Source organism: Streptomyces sp. NBC_00252, from assembly GCF_036187565.1.
In the GTDB taxonomy this organism is placed as follows: domain Bacteria; phylum Actinomycetota; class Actinomycetes; order Streptomycetales; family Streptomycetaceae; genus Streptomyces.
Genome location: NZ_CP108087.1, coordinates 2159586 through 2179268, shown reverse-complemented (window position 1 = coordinate 2179268; position 19683 = coordinate 2159586). Strand labels below are relative to the sequence as shown.

Annotated in this window: 17 protein-coding genes; 12 read left to right on the top strand and 5 right to left on the bottom strand. The window is 71.0% G+C overall.

Annotated features, from left to right (window positions below; all coding sequences use genetic code 11):
* Positions 1-218 precede the first annotated feature (218 nt).
* The 3 genes from pcaDC (at position 219) to OHT77_RS09425 (ending at position 3048) form a co-directional block, all read left to right on the top strand.
* A complete protein-coding gene (pcaDC, locus tag OHT77_RS09435; protein WP_328834195.1) occupies positions 219-1508 on the top strand; it encodes a bifunctional 3-oxoadipate enol-lactonase/4-carboxymuconolactone decarboxylase PcaDC in 1290 nt (429 codons plus the stop codon).
* Between the two features lie 94 nt (positions 1509-1602).
* The gene (locus OHT77_RS09430; RefSeq protein WP_328827682.1) at positions 1603-2238 is read left to right on the top strand and encodes an MBL fold metallo-hydrolase; all 636 of its coding nucleotides are present in this window, start codon (positions 1603-1605) and stop codon (positions 2236-2238) included.
* 30 nt (positions 2239-2268) lie between these two features.
* On the top strand, positions 2269-3048 hold the full coding sequence (locus OHT77_RS09425) for an exodeoxyribonuclease III (RefSeq protein ID WP_328827680.1): 780 nt from the start codon (positions 2269-2271) through the stop codon (positions 3046-3048).
* Positions 3049-3080: 32 nt separating this feature from the next.
* Here the strand turns inward: OHT77_RS09425 and OHT77_RS09420 are convergent, their stop codons facing one another.
* The gene (locus OHT77_RS09420; RefSeq protein ID WP_328827679.1) at positions 3081-4346 is read right to left on the bottom strand and encodes an alpha/beta hydrolase family protein; all 1266 of its coding nucleotides are present in this window, start codon (positions 4344-4346) and stop codon (positions 3081-3083) included.
* 147 nt (positions 4347-4493) lie between these two features.
* On the opposite strand from OHT77_RS09420, the gene OHT77_RS09415 reads away from it, so the two are divergent.
* The 5 genes from OHT77_RS09415 to OHT77_RS09395 all read left to right on the top strand — a co-directional run bounded on the left by OHT77_RS09415 (position 4494) and on the right by OHT77_RS09395 (position 8197).
* Positions 4494-4901 carry a DUF6278 family protein gene (locus tag OHT77_RS09415; protein ID WP_328827678.1) on the top strand — a complete coding sequence of 136 codons (408 nt, stop codon included), beginning with the start codon at positions 4494-4496 and terminating at the stop codon, positions 4899-4901.
* Positions 4902-5014: 113 nt separating this feature from the next.
* The gene (locus tag OHT77_RS09410; protein WP_328827676.1) at positions 5015-5758 is read left to right on the top strand and encodes an amino acid ABC transporter ATP-binding protein; all 744 of its coding nucleotides are present in this window, start codon (positions 5015-5017) and stop codon (positions 5756-5758) included.
* Positions 5759-5775: 17 nt separating this feature from the next.
* A complete protein-coding gene (locus OHT77_RS09405; RefSeq protein ID WP_328827675.1) occupies positions 5776-6687 on the top strand; it encodes a glutamate ABC transporter substrate-binding protein in 912 nt (303 codons plus the stop codon).
* Between the two features lie 11 nt (positions 6688-6698).
* Positions 6699-7343, top strand: a complete 645-nt coding sequence (locus OHT77_RS09400; protein ID WP_328827674.1) for an amino acid ABC transporter permease — start codon at positions 6699-6701, stop codon at positions 7341-7343.
* Entirely contained in the window at positions 7340-8197 is an 858-nt protein-coding gene (locus OHT77_RS09395) for an amino acid ABC transporter permease (protein WP_328827673.1), read from the top strand. The genes OHT77_RS09400 and OHT77_RS09395 overlap by 4 nt, the downstream gene beginning before the upstream one ends.
* A 37-nt stretch (positions 8198-8234) precedes the next feature.
* Here OHT77_RS09395 and OHT77_RS09390 read toward each other — a convergent pair whose 3' ends face one another.
* Together OHT77_RS09390 and OHT77_RS09385 are read right to left on the bottom strand one after the other, a co-directional pair.
* Positions 8235-9803, bottom strand: a complete 1569-nt coding sequence (locus OHT77_RS09390) for a CocE/NonD family hydrolase (RefSeq protein ID WP_328827672.1) — start codon at positions 9801-9803, stop codon at positions 8235-8237.
* A 116-nt stretch (positions 9804-9919) separates the two neighbouring features.
* Positions 9920-10675, bottom strand: a complete 756-nt coding sequence (locus OHT77_RS09385) for a hypothetical protein (protein ID WP_328827670.1) — start codon at positions 10673-10675, stop codon at positions 9920-9922.
* A 142-nt stretch (positions 10676-10817) separates the two neighbouring features.
* Here OHT77_RS09385 and ggt point away from each other — a divergent pair, with 142 nt between their 5' ends.
* Complete coding sequence (ggt, locus tag OHT77_RS09380) at positions 10818-12617, top strand: gamma-glutamyltransferase (protein ID WP_328827669.1); 1800 nt, start codon at positions 10818-10820, stop codon at positions 12615-12617.
* Positions 12618-12679: 62 nt separating this feature from the next.
* On the opposite strand, the gene OHT77_RS09375 is transcribed toward ggt, so the two are convergent.
* Together OHT77_RS09375 and map are read right to left on the bottom strand one after the other, a co-directional pair.
* On the bottom strand, positions 12680-15229 hold the full coding sequence (locus OHT77_RS09375) for an ATP-dependent Clp protease ATP-binding subunit (protein ID WP_328827668.1): 2550 nt from the start codon (positions 15227-15229) through the stop codon (positions 12680-12682).
* A gap of 343 nt (positions 15230-15572) precedes the next feature.
* Positions 15573-16343: a type I methionyl aminopeptidase gene (gene map / locus OHT77_RS09370; protein ID WP_328827666.1), complete on the bottom strand. Its 771-nt coding sequence runs from the start codon at positions 16341-16343 to the stop codon at positions 15573-15575.
* A 32-nt stretch (positions 16344-16375) separates the two neighbouring features.
* Between map and OHT77_RS09365 the strand changes: the two genes are divergently transcribed.
* The 3 genes from OHT77_RS09365 to OHT77_RS09355 all read left to right on the top strand — a co-directional run bounded on the left by OHT77_RS09365 (position 16376) and on the right by OHT77_RS09355 (position 19650).
* Positions 16376-16627 carry a helix-turn-helix domain-containing protein gene (locus OHT77_RS09365; protein ID WP_328827664.1) on the top strand — a complete coding sequence of 84 codons (252 nt, stop codon included), beginning with the start codon at positions 16376-16378 and terminating at the stop codon, positions 16625-16627.
* Between the two features lie 34 nt (positions 16628-16661).
* Positions 16662-17855 carry an MFS transporter gene (locus tag OHT77_RS09360; RefSeq protein WP_328827663.1) on the top strand — a complete coding sequence of 398 codons (1194 nt, stop codon included), beginning with the start codon at positions 16662-16664 and terminating at the stop codon, positions 17853-17855.
* Between the two features lie 136 nt (positions 17856-17991).
* Positions 17992-19650 carry a hypothetical protein gene (locus OHT77_RS09355; RefSeq protein ID WP_328827662.1) on the top strand — a complete coding sequence of 553 codons (1659 nt, stop codon included), beginning with the start codon at positions 17992-17994 and terminating at the stop codon, positions 19648-19650.
* Positions 19651-19683: the final 33 nt, after the last annotated feature.

Genomic DNA, 19683 nt, shown 5'->3' with positions numbered 1-19683 from the left:
TCACCGCCGACAATCACCGAGCACCGCCAAGATCTCCGGAGTGTCCTTCGACACAGCCCGACCCGTCCCCACCTCGCCCCACCCGTCCCACGAGGTCCCCGGCATCCGGTGAAGGCCCTGTGAGGGTTCCCCACGGATGTGTGCGAGCAGCGTGCGGAGACCGGGGGCCCCACAGCCGGGTCGTTAGAAACGGCGGTTACGTTGGAGCGGTGAGCGACATGAAGACCCCCGCACTCCAGTACCGCTTCGACGGCCCCGAAGACGCGCCCGTTCTCATCCTGGGCCCGTCCCTCGGGACGACGTGGCACATGTGGGACCGCCAGGTCCCCGAGCTGATGAAGCAGTGGCGGGTCTTCCGGTTCGACCTGCCAGGGCACGGCGGCTCGCCCGCGCACCCGACCGGCTCGGTCTCCGACCTGGCCGACCGGCTGCTGGCCACGCTCGACGCCCTCGGCGTGCAGCGCTTTGGCTACGCGGGCTGCGCGCTCGGCGGCGCCGTCGGCCTCGAACTGGTCCTGCGCCACCCCGAGCGGGTCGCCTCGCTGGCGCTGATCGCCACCTCGCCCCGCTTCGGCACGGCGGACGAGTTCCGTCAGCGCGGGGTGATCGTGCGCACGAACGGCCTCGACCCCATCGCCCGCACCTCGCCGGACCGCTGGTTCACCAGCGGGTTCGCCGCGTCGCAGCCCGCGATCACCGAGTGGGCCGTCCAGATGGTCCGCACCACCGACCCCGGCTGCTACATCGCCGCGTGCGAGGCCCTGGCCGCCTTCGACGTACGGTCCGAACTCGCCCGCATTGGCGTGCCGACCCTCGTCCTCGTCGGCTCGGACGACCAGGTCACCGGGCCCGCGGAGGCCCGCACCCTGGTCGCCGGCATCCCGGACGCCCGCCTCGCGGTCGTACCCGGCGCCTCGCACCTGGTCCCCGTCGAGCAGCCCGCCGCCGTCACGGACCTCCTGCTCCGGCACTTCTCCACCGCCTGGCAGCCCGCCTACGAGCACTCCACCGGGCAGTTCGCCATCGCGGCGACCCCGGTCAAGCCGGTCCTCGCCCCGCCGCAGCAGGTCGCGCCCATCGCCGAGATCGCCCCGCCGCCCCCGGTGCCGCCGCAGGTCATGGGCCGTCCGGACCCCTACGACGCCGGGATCAAGGTCCGCAGGGAGGTGCTCGGGGACGCCCATGTGGACCGGGCGCTGGGGCAGGCGGACGAGTTCTCCGGGGACTTCCAGGACTTCATCACCCGGTACGCGTGGGGCGAGATCTGGGACCGGCCCGGCCTCGACCGGCGCTCGCGCAGCTGTGTCACCCTCACCGCGCTGGTCGCGGGCGGCCACCTGGACGAGCTGGCCTTCCACACCCGGGCGGCCCTGCGCAACGGCCTCACCCCGGTCGAGATCAAGGAAGTCCTGATGCAGGCCGCCGTGTACTGCGGGGTGCCCGCGGCGAACAGCGCCTTCAAGGTCGCCCAGCAGGTCATCCGCGAGGAGACCACCCCCACCGAGTGACCCCGCCGGCGACCCGTCGAGTGATCGTCCGCCTGGTACCAGAAGCACCAGCCTCACCTGCCCGTCCCCGCCTCCGGCGCGGCAGGATGGACTCATGAAGCTGACGAAGAATTCGCACGCCTGCATCCGTCTGGAGAAGGACGGCCGGTCGCTCGTCATCGACCCGGGGACCTTCACCGAGGAGGACGCCGCGGTCGGCGCGGAGGCGATCCTGGTCACCCACGAGCACCTCGACCACTTCAACGAGGACCGGCTGCGGGCGGGCCTCGACGCCAACCCGGCGGCCGAGATCTGGACCCTGAAGTCGGTCGCCGACCAGCTCTCCGCCGCGTTCCCCGGCCGGGTGCACACGGTCGGCCACGGGGACACCTTCACGGCGGCCGGCTTCGACGTCCAGGTGCACGGCGAACTGCACGCCGTGATCCACCCCGACATCCCGCGCATCACCAACGTCGGCTTCCTCGTCGACGGCGGCCGCGTCTTCCACCCCGGCGACGCCCTCACCGTCCCCGACCACGCCGTGGAGACGCTGATGCTCCCGGTCATGGCCCCCTGGAGCAAGATCTCCGAGGTCATCGACTACGTCCGCGAGGTCAAGCCGCAGCGCGCCTACGACATCCACGACGCCCTCCTCACCGACCTCGCCCGCCCGATCTACGACATGCAGATCGGCACGCTCGGCGGCGCGGAGCACCTTCGGCTGGCGCCGGGCGAGGCAGCGGACCTGTGACTGTCAGACCCGTTCGGTAGGTTGTGGGGCATGCGCATCGCGACCTGGAACGTGAACTCGATCACCGCCCGTCTGCCGAGGCTCCTGGCCTGGCTGGAGAGCAGCGGCACCGACGTGCTGTGCCTCCAGGAGGCCAAGCTCGCCGAGGCCCAGTTCCCGTTCGACGCGCTGCGCGAGGCGGGCTACGAGGCGGCGGTCAACGCGACCGGGCGGTGGAACGGAGTGGCGGTGCTCTCCCGTGTAGGCCTCGAAGACGTGGTCAAGGGCCTCCCCGGGGACCCCGGTTACGACGGCACGCAGGAGCCCCGCGCCGTCTCCGCGACCTGCGGCCCGGTCCGCGTCTGGTCGGTGTACGTGCCGAACGGCCGCGAGGTGGACCACCCCCACTACGCGTACAAGCTCCAGTGGTTCGAGGCACTCAAGGCGGCCGTCGCCGCCGACGCGCAGGGCAGCCGCCCCTTCGCGGTGCTGGGGGACTACAACGTGGCGCCGACGGACGACGACGTCTTCGACGTGGCCGCCTTCGAGGGCCTCACCCATGTCACCCCCGCCGAGCGCGCCGCTCTGTCCGCCCTGCGCGACACGGGCCTCTCGGACGTGGTCCCCCGCCCCCTCAAGTACGACCACCCGTACACGTATTGGGACTACCGCCAGCTCGCCTTCCCGAAGAACCGCGGCATGCGCATCGACCTGGTCTACGGCAACGAACCGTTCGCGAAGGCCGTCACCGACTCCTACGTCGACCGCGAGGAGCGCAAGGGCAAGGGCGCCTCGGACCACGCGCCCGTGGTCGTCGACCTGGACGTCTGACCCGAGGCGCCTTCAAGGCACCGGCCCACCCCTCAGCGCAGCGACGTGAACCACCGCACGATCGCCGCTGTCGCCGCCCGCTGGGAGCCCAGGTGGCGGGAGCCGCCGTAGTCCGGAGTGCCGAGGTCGATCAGCGGCACCTCGACACCCCGGGCGCGGAACGACGCCTGGCAGTGCTCGCTGTTCCCGTTCACGGCCTGTTCGTCGCCCTCGGCGTAGTAGAGCCGCACCGGAGCGTGGGGCGTCCAGCCGGTGCACACCCCGTCGGTGATCCGCAGCGCGGCGGCCAGTCCGCCCGTCGGATGCGCGAGCAGTGCCCGTCCGCGCGCGGTGAGCAGTTCGTCCACGGTGTCCGGGGTCCTGGCCATGACTTCCTGCCCGGTGTGCGTGCCGTCCAACAGGCCCTCGATCGTGCGGGAGTACGGTGCCCGGAAGACCTCGCCGGGGCTGTCGTAGACGTGGTGGAGCCGGTTGAAGGAGACGAGGGCCAGCGCGGTGTAGATCACGCCGTCCTTCGGGTCCGCGCGCCCGTCCAGCAGGGCGGGCAGCGCCACGTCCCGGAAGGCGTACGCGCCGCTGACCGGAGCCGACGCCCGGACCCGGAACTGCGGATCGGCCCCCTCCTGCAGCGCCCGCGCCAGTCCGAGCGCCGCCGAAGCCCCTTGTGAGAAGCCGGTGATGAGCACGTCCCGCCCCAACTGCCGCCCCACAGCGGGCGCGTAGGAGTCCGCGGCGCGCAGCAGATCCAGCGCGGTGGTCGTCTCGGACGGCACGTCCATCCACTGCTGCCGACCCGGGCCGAGGCCGAGACCGAGGTAGTCCGGGAGGACGACGGCGAAGCCCGCCGACGCGTACGTGAGGGCGGGTGCCTGGCTCCACACCTCGGTCGACACCGAGCCGACGTCGCCCTTGTAGAGCTCGGTGCCGTGCGCGAACGAGACGGTGCGCAACCGGCGTTCACCGTTGCGCGGGAACGCGAGCAGCCCGCTGGCGGTCGTGGGCCGGCCCTTCGGATCGACCGTGCGGTACACCACGCGGTAGGTGTCGACGCCGTGGCGGACGACTCCGGCGTCCCACGCCCCGTCCTCGTCGCTCCTCAGCTCGGCGGCCACCTGCGGCGCGGACAGTGTCCGCAGGTGCACCACCGACACCAGTCGCCCCCGTGCCGTGTCGGGCACCCCGTGCACGGCCGCCGCCGGAGCGGCCCCCGCCCCCACGGCCCCCGCGGACACCGAACCGCTCACCACCAGGGCGACGGTCACCGACGACAGCGCCATCATCTTGCCTGTCCGATTCATACTGCGACGGTACGAACGGGACATCGCAGCCACCATCCGGTCAACCCGCCCTCGGCAGAAGGGTTTTCCCCCTGCGCGGAGGGGTGCTGACACGCCACCGGCGACGCCCTGTGGTGCGTACGGCGGTGCGAATGTCACGCTGGGCGTATGAACATCCCTTTCCTGGGCGACCGGGGCGAGAAGCACGCGGCGCACGACCCCGAAGGCATCGCCGAGTTGCTGTCCGAGTGCGAACTGCTCCGCGCCCAAGCGGCCCGGGAGGGCGTCCAACTGGACGACTCCGTCGACTCGTTGGAGGCGGTCGACCAGTTGGTACCGCGCTGGCGCGACGACGAGGAGACGCTGCCCCGGCTCGGCAACGACGCGGGTCTCTATCTCGGCACGGTGATCGTCCGCACGGTCCCGGGCGCCGCCTGGGAGATCCGCGCGGACGGCCAGCCCGTCGTACGGCTGGACTCCGGGCGTGAGTTCGACGTCGTGGCCTCCGGGCACGAGTGGGCCGCCAGCGGTGTGCCGGAGCTGTCGCAGCTCTACGCGGAGGTCGCGGAAGAGTAACGGCGGCCGTAAATACGGCTAATGCCCGAAAAGTGCGTGTCGTGCCTTAACTACACTCTTGTCTGGATAGTTTGCGGCAACCACGACACAGCTGAGAGTGAGTAGGGCTGGGCATGGCCGTCGATCCGTTGATCGAACTGCGTGACGTCAACAAGTACTACGGGGAGCTGCATGTCCTGCAGGACATCAACCTCACCGTCGGCAAGGGGGAGGTGGTCGTGGTCATCGGCCCGTCGGGGTCGGGAAAGTCGACGCTGTGCCGGGCGATCAACCGGCTGGAGACCATCGAGTCCGGGACGATCGAGCTCGACGGGCAGCCACTGCCCGAGGAGGGCAAGGCCCTCGCGAAGCTCCGCGCCGAAGTCGGCATGGTCTTCCAGTCCTTCAACCTGTTCGCCCACAAGACGGTCCTGCAGAACGTCTCGCTGGCCCAGGTGAAAGTCCGCAGGCGCAAGCGCGACGACGCGGACAAGCGGTCGCTCGAACTCCTGGACCGGGTGGGCCTCGCCGCCCAGGCGCCCAAGTTCCCCGCGCAGCTCTCCGGCGGCCAGCAGCAGCGCGTGGCCATCGCCCGCGCCCTCGCCATGGACCCCAAGGCACTCCTCTTCGACGAGCCGACCTCGGCCCTCGACCCGGAGATGATCAACGAGGTCCTCGAGGTCATGCGCCAACTCGCCCACGACGGCATGACCATGGTCGTCGTCACCCACGAGATGGGCTTCGCCCGCTCCGCCGCCAACCGCGTCGTGTTCATGGCCGACGGCCGCATCGTCGAGGACCGCACCCCCGAGGAGTTCTTCACCAACCCGCGCAGCGACCGGGCCAAGGACTTCCTGTCCAAGATCCTCAAGCACTGAGCGGGGGAGTGCGATCCATGTTCCGTACCACCCGTGCGTCCCTCGCCGTCGCCGTGCTCGCCGTGCTGTGCGCGAGCGGCTGCGGCAAGGAGGGCAGCCCGCCCGTCAAGGGCCCGGCCGCCGACAGACTCCCCAACTATCAAGTGGCGCAAGGCTTTCAGCTCCCGGACTCGAAGACCTGGAAGCGGGCGAAGAAGCGCGGCTACTTCACCGTCGGTGCCAAGGAGGACCAGCCCTACCTCGGTGAGAAGGACCCCGCGACGGGCACCTACTCCGGCTTCGACATCGAGATCGCCAAGATGATGTCGGCCTCCCTCGGCTTCGCCCCGAAGACGATCCACTTCAGGACGATCGCCTCCGCCAACCGCGAGACCGCCCTGCAGAACGGCCAGATCGACTACTACGTCGGCACCTACACCATCAACGACATGCGCAAGAAGCTCGTCGGCTTCGCCGGTCCCTACTACATGGCCGGACAGTCGCTCCTCGTCCGCACCGACGAGCACGACATCAACGGCCCGCAGGACCTCGCCGGCAAACGCGTCTGCTCGGCGGCCGGCTCCACGCCGTACCAGCGCATCAAGGACGACTACCCGAAGGCCCAACTCGTCGCCTACGACACGTACTCGGTCTGTGTCGACAACCTGCTCACCTATCAGGTCGACGCCGTCACCACCGACGACGCGATCCTCATCGGCTACGCGGCGAAGGTCCCCGACCAGCTCAAGGTCGTCGGCAAGCCCTTCTCGAAGGAGCCGTACGGCATCGGTGTCCCGCACGGCGACAACGCCCTGCGGTTCGCCCTCGACGACGCGTTGGAGGCCCGTGAGAAGAACGGCGACTGGAAGAAGGCGTACGAGGCGACGCTCGGCCTGTCCGGAGTGCCCGCGCCCACCCCGCCCGCGATCGACCGCTACCCGGCGAGCTGAGGGAGGCAGACGTGAACGTACTGACCGACAACTTCTCCACCTTCGCCGACGGCTTCCTCGGCACCGTCGAACTGACCGTCTACGCCTCGGTGTTGGCGCTTCTCCTCGGTTTCCTCATGGCCTCCTTCCGGGTCGCCCCGGTCGGCTCCCTGCGGGTGTTCGGCACGGTGTGGGTGACCGTGCTGCGCAACACCCCGCTGACCCTGCTGTTCTTCGCGGTGCTGCTCGGCCTGCCGCGCTTCGGACTCGTGCTGCCCTTCAAGGTGTTCGCGGTCCTCGCGCTCGGCTGCTACACCTCGGCGTTCATCTGCGAGGCGCTGCGCTCCGGCATCAACACCGTGCCCAGGGGCCAGGGAGAGGCGGCCCGCAGCCTCGGGATGTCCTTCGGGCAGAGCCTGGGCCTGGTCGTCCTGCCGCAGGCGTTCCGCTCGGTGATCCCGCCGGTCGGCTCCACGCTCATCGCCCTCGCCAAGAACTCGGCGATCGCCGGCGCGTTCAGCGTCACCGAACTCCTCGGCACCTACCGGACGTTGAGCGAACTCGGCTACAACATCGTCTGGACGTTCGTCTGGATCGCCGTCGGCTACCTGATCATCACGCTCGCCATCAGCGCGCTGTTCAACGCGCTGGAGAGGAAATGGGGAGTCGCCCGATGACCACCGCCAACGCCCTCTACGACGTCCCGGGCCCCAGGACCCGCAAACGGCACCGCCTCTACGGCATCGCCTCCACCGTCGTCATCCTCGCGCTGATCGGCTGGATCCTCTATCTCCTGTTCGACACCGACCAGTTCACGTACACGAAGTGGATGCCCTTCGAGTACAAGGGAATTCAGGAACTGCTGCTGCGCGGCCTCGGCAACACGCTCAAGGCCTTCGGGCTTGCGGCCGTACTCTCACTGGCACTTGGCACCCTGCTCGCCGTGGGGCGCCTCTCGGACCACCGGCCCGTGCGCTGGCTGTCGACGGTCGTCGTGGAGTTCTTCCGCGCCATGCCCGTCCTCGTGATGATCTTCTTCATCTTCGTGGCGCTCAAGGTGCAGCCGCTGCCCGCACTCGTCGCCGGCCTGACGCTCTACAACGGCTCGGTGCTCGCCGAGGTCTTCCGCTCCGGCGTCAACAGCGTCGAACGCGGCCAGCCGGAGGCCGCGTTCGCACTCGGCATGCGCAAGGTCCACGTCATGTCGTACGTCCTCGTGCCGCAGGCCGTACGGGCCATGCTGCCCGCGATCATCAGCCAGTTGGTGGTCGCGCTGAAGGACACCTCGCTGGGCTATCTGATCACCTATGAGGAGTTTCTCCATGCCGGGAAGCTGATCGCGTCGAACCTCGACTACGATTTGCCGTTCATCCCCGTGGTGATGGTGATCTCGCCGATCTACATCGGGATGTGCATGCTGCTCTCCTGGTTCGCCGGTTGGGTGTCCCGCCGGGAGCAGCGCAGTCCCAAGACCGGGGCCGTGGATGTGGCCCCGGCGGAACCAGGGACGCTGCTGCCGCGGGTGCAGTAGTAGAGAGGGCACGTGCCCGCCCGGCAGCAGCCGGAGATCACTGCTCGCGCAGCGGGATCGACACGTACGACGGGTCGTTCGCGGGCGAGGAGAAGGTCAGCTGCGCGCCGGTCGGGTTGTGCTCGACATAGAGCGGGTCGACCGTGTCGACGACCAGGGCGAGACGATGCCCTGCCGGGACGTCGTAGGCCGTGGAGCCCAACTCCAGGTCCACACCGAACGGTTGGCCGGGCGTCTGCCCGTGCCAGGTGTACGGCGCGTCGGTGACCAGCTTGCCGAGGCCGAGCGGGCCCACGTCGTAGAGGTAGGCGACGAGGGTGCCGCTCTCCTTGGTGTCCGTGACCGTGGTGTGCAACGTGACGGTGCCGCGCACCTGTTGGACGCTCCCGTAATTCCCCGACTGCCAGACCGCGGCCCAACGGCGGGGCAGCAGCGGGACGTACGCGACCGGGGGCACCTGCGCGACCTGGTCGAGGATGCTGGACAGGAAGACGATTCCGCCGTCCGCTCCCGAGTCCACGTTGGTGTGGATGGTGGTCGTGCCAGCGAGGTCGATCTTCTTGCGGGTCGCGCCGACCGACTTCCAGTCCGGATAGCCCTCGTAGCCGCCCCCGGTACGGGACTTGAGCTCCACCGGCTGCTCGCGGTCGATGCCGTTGGTCGCGCCCTTGAGGTAGTGGTCGAACCAGCGCTCGGTGTCCGTCCACACGTCGTTGGGCAGCCCGAACAGTCCGGTCAGCTCGGCGGTGGCGTGGTCGCCGGGGCGGAGTTCAAGACGCTTCGGGCCGGTCAACTTGCCGTAGAAGTCGGCGATCTGGTTGGGCGGGAAGATCGTGTCGCCCCAGCCGTTGGCGAGCATGACCGCCGCGCCGTTCCTGTTGAGCTGATCCAGATACGTCGAGGCCGAACGTACCTTCCCCCAGTCGATCAACTCCTGTTCCCTGGACAGGTTCGAGGCGAAGAAGTCCTTGAAGACCTGGCTGGTCTCCGTGCTCGGGCGGCCGGTGACGAGGCCCACGCCGTTCAGCAGGGCCGCCGCCTGGACGTGCTCGGTGCGGCCCGAGTAGATCGAGCCGATCAGGTCGGCCCAGCCGCTCAACGAGGCAACTGCCTTGATCCGCTTGTCGTGTGCGGCAGCAAGGAGACTGATGCCGGCGCCGTAGGACACGCCCGCCATGCCGATGTGCCCCGCGTCGGACGGGGTGTTGGCGAGCGCCCAGTCGATCACCTTGGAGGCGTCGGCCACGTCCTTCGGGCCCGCCACCTCGATCCCGCCGCCGGACTGCCAGAAGCCGCGAACGTTGTAACTCACCACGACATAGCCGGAGTTCGCGAGCTTCTCGGCCTGGGCCAGGTACTGGACCTGGGGGAAGCCCCAGCTGGTGGGCAGCACGAGGAGCGGGTAGTCGCGCGAGCCGTCGGCGCCCGCGGGCGTGACGACGTTCGCCGCGAGCTTCGTACCGCCGTCGCCGGTGATGTCGACGTAGCGGACGCCGCTCGTGGCGGCCTGGGCGGTGGGGGCGAGCCCGAGGACGCCTCCGGCGATCAGGGTCGCGGAGACGGCGCCCGCGGCGGTCGTCCGCAGGGCCTGGCGATGGGTTCGCACGGGGTGCTCCTCACACGTGTCACGGCAAAGTGACCCGACGGTAACCGCACCCCTCCACCCGAAGTAACCCGTCGGTAAGTTACGTGCCAGTAAAGATTGTTGACGAGTGTCCGACCTCAGGAGGCGCGGTGCGAACTCCGTGGCGCCGGTGCGGGCAGTGGCGTCTCGGCGACCCGCGTGACATCCGCGACCAGCTCCACCACATCCGGGCCGTACGCCTGCGAGTTGACCACCTTCAGCAGCAGGACGAAGGTGTTGGCGCCGTGTTTGCGGGCCAGCTTCTCGTGGTTGCGGGCGAGATAGCGGGACGCCGCCTGGTTGGTGATCGCCCGCTGGCCGCAGAAGAGGAACACCGGCCGCGCGCCGCCCAGTTGACCCGCGGTGAGGCGGGCGAGGAGCACGTACTCGCCCTTGCCGGGCTCAAGTCGGTAGCGCTCGCTGCCTATTTGGAACGCGCCCCGGTCGGGCCCCGGTTCAGGGTCGACGTTGACACGGATGCCCGGGAGCAGGGACGCCAGATGCGCGGCCATACGGCGGTTGGAGGCCGGGCCGCCCACGCAGAACTCGGTGCGTTCGCCGAAGCCCTGCTGGGCCGCGTCGTGCGCGACGACCTGGGCGTGCGCGTTGCAGTCCTTGATCAGGGCCGCGAGTTCGAGCAGCGCGAACACGTCGTGCCGCATCACCGTGAGTTCGGGGCCGCCCGCCTCGCGGTTGACCACGAGCAGCGACTCGGAGTTGTCGGGGAGCCCGAAGAACGCCTGCTTGCGCCGGAGTTTGCGCTTCCACAGATAGGTGCGGGCGAGCCAGCCGAGCGCGGCGCTGATGCCGGCGGCGGCCACGCCCAGAACGATGTTGCGCACGTCGTCATTCATGGGCGCGCATGTTAGCGGCCCGAAGCGGCTGGTACGTACCGGTGTTCGACGTGTGGCACTCGTGTGACAGTGACGCGAGGTGGTCTGTTGGGGTCATGGCAATGTGGCTACGCTGCGCGGACGGTCCCGACTGGAGGTACGGATGCGTCGCCCTGTGACACGGAAACTGTCGGTCCTGGCGGTGTCGGCCGCCGTCGTGTCGGTCGGGGCAGCGGCCCCACCGGCCGCGACGAGCAGCACACCGGCGAAGGTTCCGGTCGCCGTCGGCTACGGCGGTGCCGTGGCGAGCGTCGACGCGGACGCCACCGCCGCCGGTATCGAGGTGCTGAAGAAGGGCGGCAACGCGGTCGACGCGGCCGTCGCCACCGCCGCCGCGCTCGGCGTCACCGAGCCCTACTCCTCCGGCATCGGCGGAGGCGGCTACTTCGTCTACTACGACGCCAAGTCCCGTACCGTGCACACCATCGACGGCCGCGAGACGGCACCCCTGAGCGCCGACTCCAACCTCTTCGTCGAGAACGGCAAGCCACTCTCCTTCGCCGACGCCGTCACCAGCGGCCTCAGCGTCGGCACCCCGGGCTCGCCCGCCACCTGGCAGACGGCGCTCGACCAGTGGGGCAACGAGAAGCTCGGCACGGTCCTCAAGCCCGCCGAACGCATCGCGAGCAACGGCTTCACGGTCGACGACACCTTCCGCAGCCAGACGGCGTCCAACGAGACCCGCTTCCGCTACTTCCCCGACACCGCCAAGCTGTTCCTGCCCGGCGGACAGCTCCCCGTGGTCGGCTCCACCTTCAAGAACCCCGAACTCGCCAAGACCTACAAGGAACTGGGCAAGAAGGGCATCGGCGCGATCTACCACGGCGACCTCGGCAAGGACATCCTCGCCACGGTCAACAAGCCGAAGGCGGACCCGAGTTCGGGCTACAACGCCCGCCCCGGCAAACTGACCGCCAAGGACCTCGCGGTGTACCGCGCCAAGCTCCAGGCGCCCACGAAGACCTCGTACCGCGGACTCGGCGTCTACTCCATCGCGCCCTCCTCCTCCGGCGGCACGACCGTCGGCGAGGCCCTCAACATCCTTGAGAAGACGGACCTTTCGAAGGCCAGCGAGGTCCAGTACCTGCACCACTACATCGAGGCCAGCCGGATCGCGTTCGCGGACCGGGGGCGCTGGGTCGGCGACCCCGCCTTCGAGGACGTACCGACGAAGGAACTCCTCTCGCAGAAGTTCGCCGACTCCCGCGCCTGCCTCATCAAGGACGACGCGGTCCTCACCAGCCCACTCGCGCCTGCCGACCCGCGCCACCCGACGCCCTGCACCGCCAGGGGAACGGCCGCACCGACGACGTACGAGGGCGAGAACACCACGCACCTCACCGTCGCCGACAAGTGGGGCAACGTCGTCTCCTACACGCTCACCATCGAGCAGACCGGCGGCAGCGCGATGACCGTGCCCGGCCGGGGCTTCCTGCTCAACAACGAGCTGACCGACTTCTCCTTCACCCCGGCCAACCCGGCCGTCCACGACCCGAACCTGCCAGGACCGGGCAAGCGCCCGCGCTCCTCGATCTCCCCGACGATCGTCCTCGACCGCCACAACAAGCCCGTCGTGGCGCTCGGTTCACCCGGTGGCGCGACCATCATCACCACCGTGCTCCAGGCCCTCACCGAGTTCCTCGACCGGGGGCTCCCGCTCGTCGACGCGATCGCCGCGCCCCGCGCCAGCCAGCGCAACGCGGCCACGACGGAGCTCGAACCCGCGCTCTACAACAGCGACCTGAAGAAGCAGCTGGAGGCGATCGGGCACGCGTTCACTCTGAACCCGGAGATCGGGGCGGCGACGGGGGTGCAGCGGCTGCCTGGTGGGAAGTGGCTGGCGGCCGCGGAAAAGGTGCGACGCGGGGGCGGGTCCGCGCAGGTGGTGGATCCGGCTCCGTAGTTTCGCGGTCTGCGGGGGTGTGGGGGCTGGTCGCGCAGTTCCCCGCGCCCCTGAAGGGCGCCTCAGGCAGGGGCGCTTGACCCGTTTCGCTTGTTGAACACCAAGCGGTTGCCCTCTACGTCCACGGTCACCTGATCTCCCTCCGCGACCGTGCCGTCAAGAAGCAGTCGCGACAGCCGGTTGTCGACCTCGCGCTGGATCGTGCGGCGCAGCGGGCGGGCGCCGTACTCGGGTTGGTAGCCCTGGCGGGAGAGCCAGTCGACGGCCGGGTCCGTGAACTCGACCGTGATGCCCTGGGCGTGCAGGAGACGGCGGGTGTGTTCCAGCAACAGGCCGGTGATCAGCCGCAGTTGCTCGGCGGTCAGCTGGCGGAAGACGACGATCTCGTCGATGCGGTTGAGGAACTCCGGGCGGAAGTGCTCCCGCAGGGGCCGCAGGATCTGCTCGCGCCGGGCCTCCTCGTCCGCGTCCGCGCCGCCGGGGCCGAAGCCGATACCGGCACCGCGCCGGGTGATCGCCTCGGAACCGAGGTTGCTCGTCATCACGATCACCGTGTTGGTGAAGTCGACCGTGCGGCCCTGGGAGTCGGTCAACCGGCCGTCGTCCAGCACCTGGAGAAGAATGTTGAACACGTCCGGGTGCGCCTTCTCGACCTCGTCGAGGAGCAGCAGCGAGTACGGGTGGCGGCGCACGACCTCGGTGAGCTGACCCGCCTCCTCGTGGCCGACGTAGCCGGGCGGGGCGCCGACGAGCCGGCTCACCGTGTGCCGCTCCTGGTACTCGCTCATGTCCAGCCGGACCATCCGGTCCTCACTGCCGAACAACGCCTCGGCGAGCGCACGGGCAAGTTCCGTCTTCCCGACGCCTGTCGGGCCCAGGAACAGGAAGCTGCCGATCGGCCGGTCCGGGCTCGCCAGTCCGGCGCGGGAGCGCAGCACCGCGTCCGACACGACCCGTACCGCCTCCTCCTGACCGACGACCCGCCGGTGCAGATGCTCCTCGAGTCCGAGCAGCCGGTCCTTCTCCTCCGCCGTGAGACTGCTCACCGGGATGCCGGTCTGCCGCGACACCACCTCGGCGATCGCCTCCCCGGTGACCTCCAGGTTCTGTCCTTCGTCGCCCGTGTCCGCACCACCGGCGTCGGCCAGCCGCACCTTCAACTCGGCTATCCGGTCCCGCAGTTGCGTCGCCTTCTCGTAGTCCTCGTCGGCCGCCGCCTGGTCCTTGTCCCGGGCCAGCTGCTCCATCTCGCGCTCCAGGGCCCGTACGTCCGTGCCCTTCGTGCGCGCCCGCAGCCGTACCCGCGCACCCGCCTGGTCGATCAGGTCGATCGCCTTGTCGGGGAGCCTGCGGTCGGTGAGATAGCGGTCGGACAGCTCCACGGCCGCCACCAACGCCTCGTCCGTGTAACGGACTTGGTGGTGCGCCTCGTAGCGGTCGCGCAGCCCGCGCAGGATCTCGATCGCGTCCGCGACGGACGGTTCCGGCACCAGGATCGGCTGGAACCTGCGGGCCAGCGCCGCGTCCTTCTCGATCCGGCGGTACTCCTCCAGGGTCGTGGCGCCCACGATGTGCAACTCGCCGCGGGCCAGGGCCGGTTTGAGGATGTTGCCGGCGTCCATCGAACCGCCCTCGCCGCCACCGCCCGCGCCGACCACGGTGTGCAACTCGTCGATGAACACGATCAGTTCGTCCGAGTGGGCGCGGATCTCGCCGACGATGTTCGTCAGGCGTTCCTCGAAGTCGCCGCGGAAACGGGTGCCGGCCACCACGCCGGTGAGGTCGAGGGCGACGACCCGCCGCCCGGTCAGCACGTCCGGGACGTCGCCGTCCGTGATGCGCTGCGCGAGGCCCTCCACGATCGCGGTCTTGCCGACGCCCGCGTCGCCGATCAGCACGGGGTTGTTCTTGCCGCGCCGGGACAGCACCTCGATGGTCTGCTCGATCTCCTCGTCGCGGCCGATCACCGGGTCGATACGGCCGTGCCGGGCCAGGTCGGTGAGGTCGCGGCTGTACTTGTCGAGCGTGGGGGTGGTGCTGGGGCGGGGTCCGTCGGTGCGGGTGGTCGGGACGCCGTCCGGGGACTCGGGAGGCAGGCCTGTCGGGGCGTAGCGGGCCGCGTTCAGGATGTGACCGGCGGCGGAGTCCGGGTTCGCGGCGAGGGCGCCCAGGACGTGTTCGGGGCCGATGTAGCCGGTGCCGCCCGCCCGTGCCAGGTCGTGGGCGTCCAGGAGGGCGCGTTTCACGGCCGGGGTGAGGGCGAGGGACGTGCCGTCCGGAGTGTGGGCGGGGCCCGAGCGCTCGTCGATCTCCGCGGCGAGGGAGTCCGGGTCCGCGCCCGCGCGGGTGAGGAGTCCGCGGGTCGGCTCCGCCGCGAGGGCGGCGCGGAGGAGGTGCTGGGTGTCCAGGTCGTGGCTGCCGTGTTCCGCGGCGTACTGCGCTGCGCCTCGGACGAGGTCCCTGGCCGGTTGGCTGAGCAGGCGGCCTATGTCTATCTGGCGTGGATCGGGGCGGGGGGCTCCGCCCGTACCTCCGCCTGTGGCTCCGCCGAAGAACCGGGCCAGGAACTCGCCGAGGGGGTCGTCATCCGGGTCTGTGTAGCCGCTGGTCATCAATCCACCATGGCACGGGGCGCTGCGCGGGGCATGTCCAGGTTTGGGGTGGTTTCTGTTTGCCTTCGGATGCAGGTCCGTTGTGGCTGGTCGCGCAGTTCCCCGCGCCCCTGGGGTGGGTGGTCTTGACGTTGCTTGGTGAGGGCCCTTGGTCCGCGGTTGGGCGGTGCCGGTTGATCTTCGGGCGCGGGTCTGTTGTGGCTGGTCGCGCAGTTCCCCGCGCCCCTGGGGTGGGTGGTCTGGACGTTGCTTGGTGAGGGCCCTTGATCTTCAGGCGCGGGTCCGATGTGGCTGGTCGCACGGTTCCCCGCGCCGCTGGGGTGCGAGCCCTGGGCGGGGTGTGTCAGTGGCGCTCGGTGAGGATTCTTGGGCCGGTTTCCGTGATGGCCACCGTGTGTTCCACGTGGGCCGCGCGGGAGCCGTCGTTTGTCTTGAGGGTCCAGCCGTCCTTGGCCGCGTGGTAGTCGTCGCGGCCGCTGGCGATCAGCATCGGCTCGATGGCGATGACCATGCCGTGGCGGAGGGGGAGGCCGCGGCCGGGGCGGCCCTCGTTCGGGACCCCGGGGTCCTCGTGCATCTGGCGGCCGATGCCGTGGCCGCCGAAGTCCTCCATGATGCCGTACCCGGCGCCGCGGCACACCGTGCCGATCGCGTGGGCGATGTCGCCGATGCGGTTGCCGACGACGGCCGCCTCGATGCCCGCCGCGAGGGCGCGCTCGGCGGCGTCGATCAGGCGGACGTCCTCGGGGCGGGGCGTGCCGACGATGAAGCTGATCGCCGAGTCGCCGGCCCAGCCGCCCAGCTTGGCGCCGAAGTCCATCGAGACCAGGTCGCCGTCGCGCAGCCGGTAGCCGTCCGGGATGCCGTGAACGATCGCGTCGTTCACGGAGGCGCAGATGACCGCGGGGAACGCGGTGGGCGCGAAGGCGGGACGGTACCCGAGGAAGGGGGAGGTCGCGCCGGCCTCGCGCAGCACGCCGTGCGCCAGCTCGTCCAGTTCCAGCAGGGATACGCCCACGTCGGCGGCCTCCCGTACGGCCGTGAGGGCACGGGCCACGACCTGGCCCGCCTCGTACATCGCATCGATAGACGTGTCCGTCTTGAGTTCCACCATGCCAATTACTATACCGGTATTAGAATGACGGCATGGTACGCACCCCTCTCACTCCCGAAGAGCACGAACGCGGCGAACGGCTCGGCCGGCTGATCCGTGAGGCGCGGGCCGGCCGCAGCATGACCGAGGTGGCGGCGCGGGCGGGCATCTCGGCAGAGACCCTCCGCAAGATCGAGACGGGCCGGGCTCCCACGCCGGCCTTCTTCACCGTCGCCGCCCTCGCCGAGGCGCTGGGACTCTCCATGGACCAACTCGTCGTCAGGTGCGCGCCGTTGGCGGCCTGAGCCCGAGTCCGCGATCGCGCCCGACGGGGGACGAGTGCCGTATCTGACCCTGCTCCGGCGCCCCTTCGTCGTGCGCCTGCTCGCCGGTTCCCTGGTCGGCCGCATGCCCAGCGCCATGGCCGCCCTCGCCATCGCCCTCACCCTCCGCGAGGCGGGCGCGGGCTACCGCCTCGTCGGCCTCGCCACCGGCGTCTTCGCCGTGGCCGGGGCGATCGGCGGCCCCCTGCTCGGCCGCCTGGTCGACCGCGCCGGCCAGCCACGCGTACTCATCGCCTCCGCCGTGGTGTCCGGCCTGGGCTACGTCCTCCTCGCACTCGCCCCCGGATCGCTCTACGGCAGTCTCGGCGGGGCCGTCGTCGCGGGTGCGGCCGCGCCGCCGCTGGAGCCGTGCCTGCGGGCGCTGTGGCCCGAGCTGGTGCCCGAGGGGGAGGTGCAGTCGGCGTACGCCGTGGACGCCGGGGCACAGGAAGTCGTGTTCATCGCGGGGCCGTTGGCCGTCGCCGGTGCCGCCGCGCTCGGCCCCGCGCCGCTCGCCCTGTGGCTGGCGGCCGGGCTGGGGCTGCTCGGCTCCCTGGTGATGGCCACCGCCCGGCCCTCCCGGGACTGGCGGACCCGGACCCGCGACGCGCACTGGCTCGGCCCGCTGCGCAGCCCCGCGCTGCTCCTCCTGCTCGTCGCCCTGTTCGGGGCCGGCTGGGCGCTCGGCGGCTTCAACGTCTTCAGCGTCGCCTACGCCGAACAGCGCGAAGTGCCAGGTGGAGCGGGCCTGTTGATGTCCCTGTCGGCCTTCGGCGCGCTGCTGGGGGCCGTCGCCTACGGCGCCCTGCGCTGGACCGCCGACGCACCACTGCAGGCCGTGGCGCTGTGTGCCGGGATGGCCGGGGCGTACTGGCTGGTGGCGCTCGTGCCAGGGCCCGCCGGCGCCTGCCTCGTCGCGGTCGGCACCGGTGTCTTCTTCGCGCCCCTGCTCACCGTGTCCTTCGGGCTGGTCGGCGAACTCGCCCCGAACGGCACGGTGACCGAGGCCTTCGCCTGGCTGGTGACCCTGATCGGCGCCGGGGTCGCCGCCGGATCGGCCGCCACGGGCCTGCTCCTCGCCGACGGGACCCTGCCGGCCGCCGCCGCGCTCGGGGCCTGCGGGGTGACCGGCGGCGCGCTGGTCCTGGCCCTGTCCCGGGGGCGGCTCGCCCTGCCCGCGACCGTACGGGAAACGACGGATACGGCATGAAACCCGGCGGGGGCACGGTCCGGAGGCGTAGGCTCCCAGACCTCTGCGCCCGGCTCGAAAAGGTTCCGTAGCCGCGTCGTAACACAAATGGTGTTTTCTACGGATCGGAGCATTCCGGTCTGGCGGGAGTTGGGGCATGGCTGTGGATCAACTCCCCGGACAGGTGCGGGAGTTCGCGAACTACCTCGATGGACTGCTGGCGCGCCTCGACCAGGGCGGCGGCTGGTGCGGGGTGTTCTGGCAGCGCGATCCCGACGGCATGCAGGCCTGTCTGAGCGGGCGTGAAGTACCGCCCTGGGACGTGGTGGAGGCCCTCCTCCAGGACCTCGCGGCGGAGTACGGCCCCGGTGCCGTGGCCCAGGAGAAGGACCGCGCCCGCGCCCTGCACATGGCCGCGCTCGCCGCGTTCGACGCCCGTCCCGGCAGCCGGGACGCCCTCGGCGACCGGCTCGACGTGATGCTCCGTGAGCAGAAGTACGCGGCCGAACGGCAGCTGAAACTGGGCCAGTTGCTCAACTCCGCCACCACCCAGGACGCGGCCGACGCCCTCCGCCTCGACCTCGCCTGGGCCCACGACGACCACGAGCGCGCCACCGCCCGCTGCGCCGAACTCCGGGCCCGTATCGAGGAGTTGGACAGCCTCGCCCGTACCCGGGGCGCCGGGACCGTCCAACGCGACCGCCACGGCAACGTGTTCCGCGTCGACGACGTACCCGCCGCCCACCGACTCCCGCGCCAGCGTGACCCGGAGGACGGGCGACACGGCTACGACCCGGCCGGCGCCGACCACCAGGGCGGCGAACCCCGGCGCCGCGACAACCGCCGGGGCTACGAGGAGTTCGAGCGCGCGAACCCCGGCTTCGACGGCCAGCACGCCACACCGGACTTCGGCAGGCCCGAGCCCACCTCCGGCCGCGGCACCCCGGACCCGACGGGCGGCGGTTTCGGCAGCCCCGAGACCGCCTCCGGCTTCGGTGCCCCGGAGCCCATGGACGAGGAGTCCACGGGCCACGCGCCCGCCCCGGACCAGGCCGCCCCCGCGGACCCCCCGACCTCCAAGCAACGCAAGCGCCGCAGGGGCAGCGCCCGCTTCGCCGGTATGGCCGAGGGCGACGCCGCCGCCCCCGCCCCGGACCCCGCAGCCGTCGTACCGGAACTGCCCGCGCCCGCGCCCACCGCTAGGCGCAGCCCGCGCGGGGCGCGTTTCGCCGGGGCCGCCGCCCGGCCGGTGGAGCGGCCTCAGCCGCAGCGGGAGCCGCTGGACGCCGACGCGCGGCAGGGGACCGTGGAGGCCGTGCAGCGGCTGGTGGGGCTGCGGCGGGAGGGCCGTAGCGGCGAGGCGCACGCGCTGCTCGTCGAGGCCGCGTACTGGCCCGCCGCCCGCTTCCCGCTGCTCGCGGCCGAGCTGCAGCGCGCCGGGCTCGGCGCGGACTGGGCGACGCTGCTGTGGGAGGCCGCCTCGCTCCCCGCCGACCGGCTGGTCGGCGCGGCGGACGCGCTCGTCGCGGCGGGCCGCACGGCGGACGGCGAGCAGATCCTGCGGCAGGGCGTGGCCCGCCCCGCCGCCGAGATCGGCGCGGCCGTCCTTGCGCTGGCCGCGGAGGGGCGCCGCCGGGAGATCCGGGCCCTGCTCGACGCGTACGTCAGGGTCCGCACCCCCGAAGAAGCCGCCCGCAGTGTCGCCGCCGACCCGCAGCAGCTTGTTCCGCTCCTGCTGGAGGCCGCGCAGGGCGCGTCGGACGAGTGTCACTGGGACCTGGTGCACGCCCTGCGGGTGGCGGGCTTCAGCGCGTGAGCGCTGCGCTGGCCGCGCCCGCGCGGCGGAGCC

Excerpts from the sequence above, each read along its gene's own strand:
- pcaDC (WP_328834195.1), top strand. The coding sequence starts at position 219 with ATGAAGACCCCCGCACTCCAGTACCGCTTCGACGGCCCCGAAGACGCG.
- OHT77_RS09430 (WP_328827682.1), top strand. The coding sequence starts at position 1,603 with ATGAAGCTGACGAAGAATTCGCACGCCTGCATCCGTCTGGAGAAGGAC.
- OHT77_RS09425 (WP_328827680.1), top strand. The coding sequence starts at position 2,269 with ATGCGCATCGCGACCTGGAACGTGAACTCGATCACCGCCCGTCTGCCG.
- OHT77_RS09420 (WP_328827679.1), bottom strand. The coding sequence starts at position 4,346 with ATGAATCGGACAGGCAAGATGATGGCGCTGTCGTCGGTGACCGTCGCC.
- OHT77_RS09415 (WP_328827678.1), top strand. The coding sequence starts at position 4,494 with ATGAACATCCCTTTCCTGGGCGACCGGGGCGAGAAGCACGCGGCGCAC.
- OHT77_RS09410 (WP_328827676.1), top strand. The coding sequence starts at position 5,015 with ATGGCCGTCGATCCGTTGATCGAACTGCGTGACGTCAACAAGTACTAC.
- OHT77_RS09405 (WP_328827675.1), top strand. The coding sequence starts at position 5,776 with ATGTTCCGTACCACCCGTGCGTCCCTCGCCGTCGCCGTGCTCGCCGTG.
- OHT77_RS09395 (WP_328827673.1), top strand. The coding sequence starts at position 7,340 with ATGACCACCGCCAACGCCCTCTACGACGTCCCGGGCCCCAGGACCCGC.
- OHT77_RS09385 (WP_328827670.1), bottom strand. The coding sequence starts at position 10,675 with ATGAATGACGACGTGCGCAACATCGTTCTGGGCGTGGCCGCCGCCGGC.
- ggt (WP_328827669.1), top strand. The coding sequence starts at position 10,818 with ATGCGTCGCCCTGTGACACGGAAACTGTCGGTCCTGGCGGTGTCGGCC.
- OHT77_RS09375 (WP_328827668.1), bottom strand. The coding sequence starts at position 15,229 with ATGACCAGCGGCTACACAGACCCGGATGACGACCCCCTCGGCGAGTTC.
- map (WP_328827666.1), bottom strand. The coding sequence starts at position 16,343 with ATGGTGGAACTCAAGACGGACACGTCTATCGATGCGATGTACGAGGCG.
- OHT77_RS09365 (WP_328827664.1), top strand. The coding sequence starts at position 16,376 with ATGGTACGCACCCCTCTCACTCCCGAAGAGCACGAACGCGGCGAACGG.
- OHT77_RS09355 (WP_328827662.1), top strand. The coding sequence starts at position 17,992 with ATGGCTGTGGATCAACTCCCCGGACAGGTGCGGGAGTTCGCGAACTAC.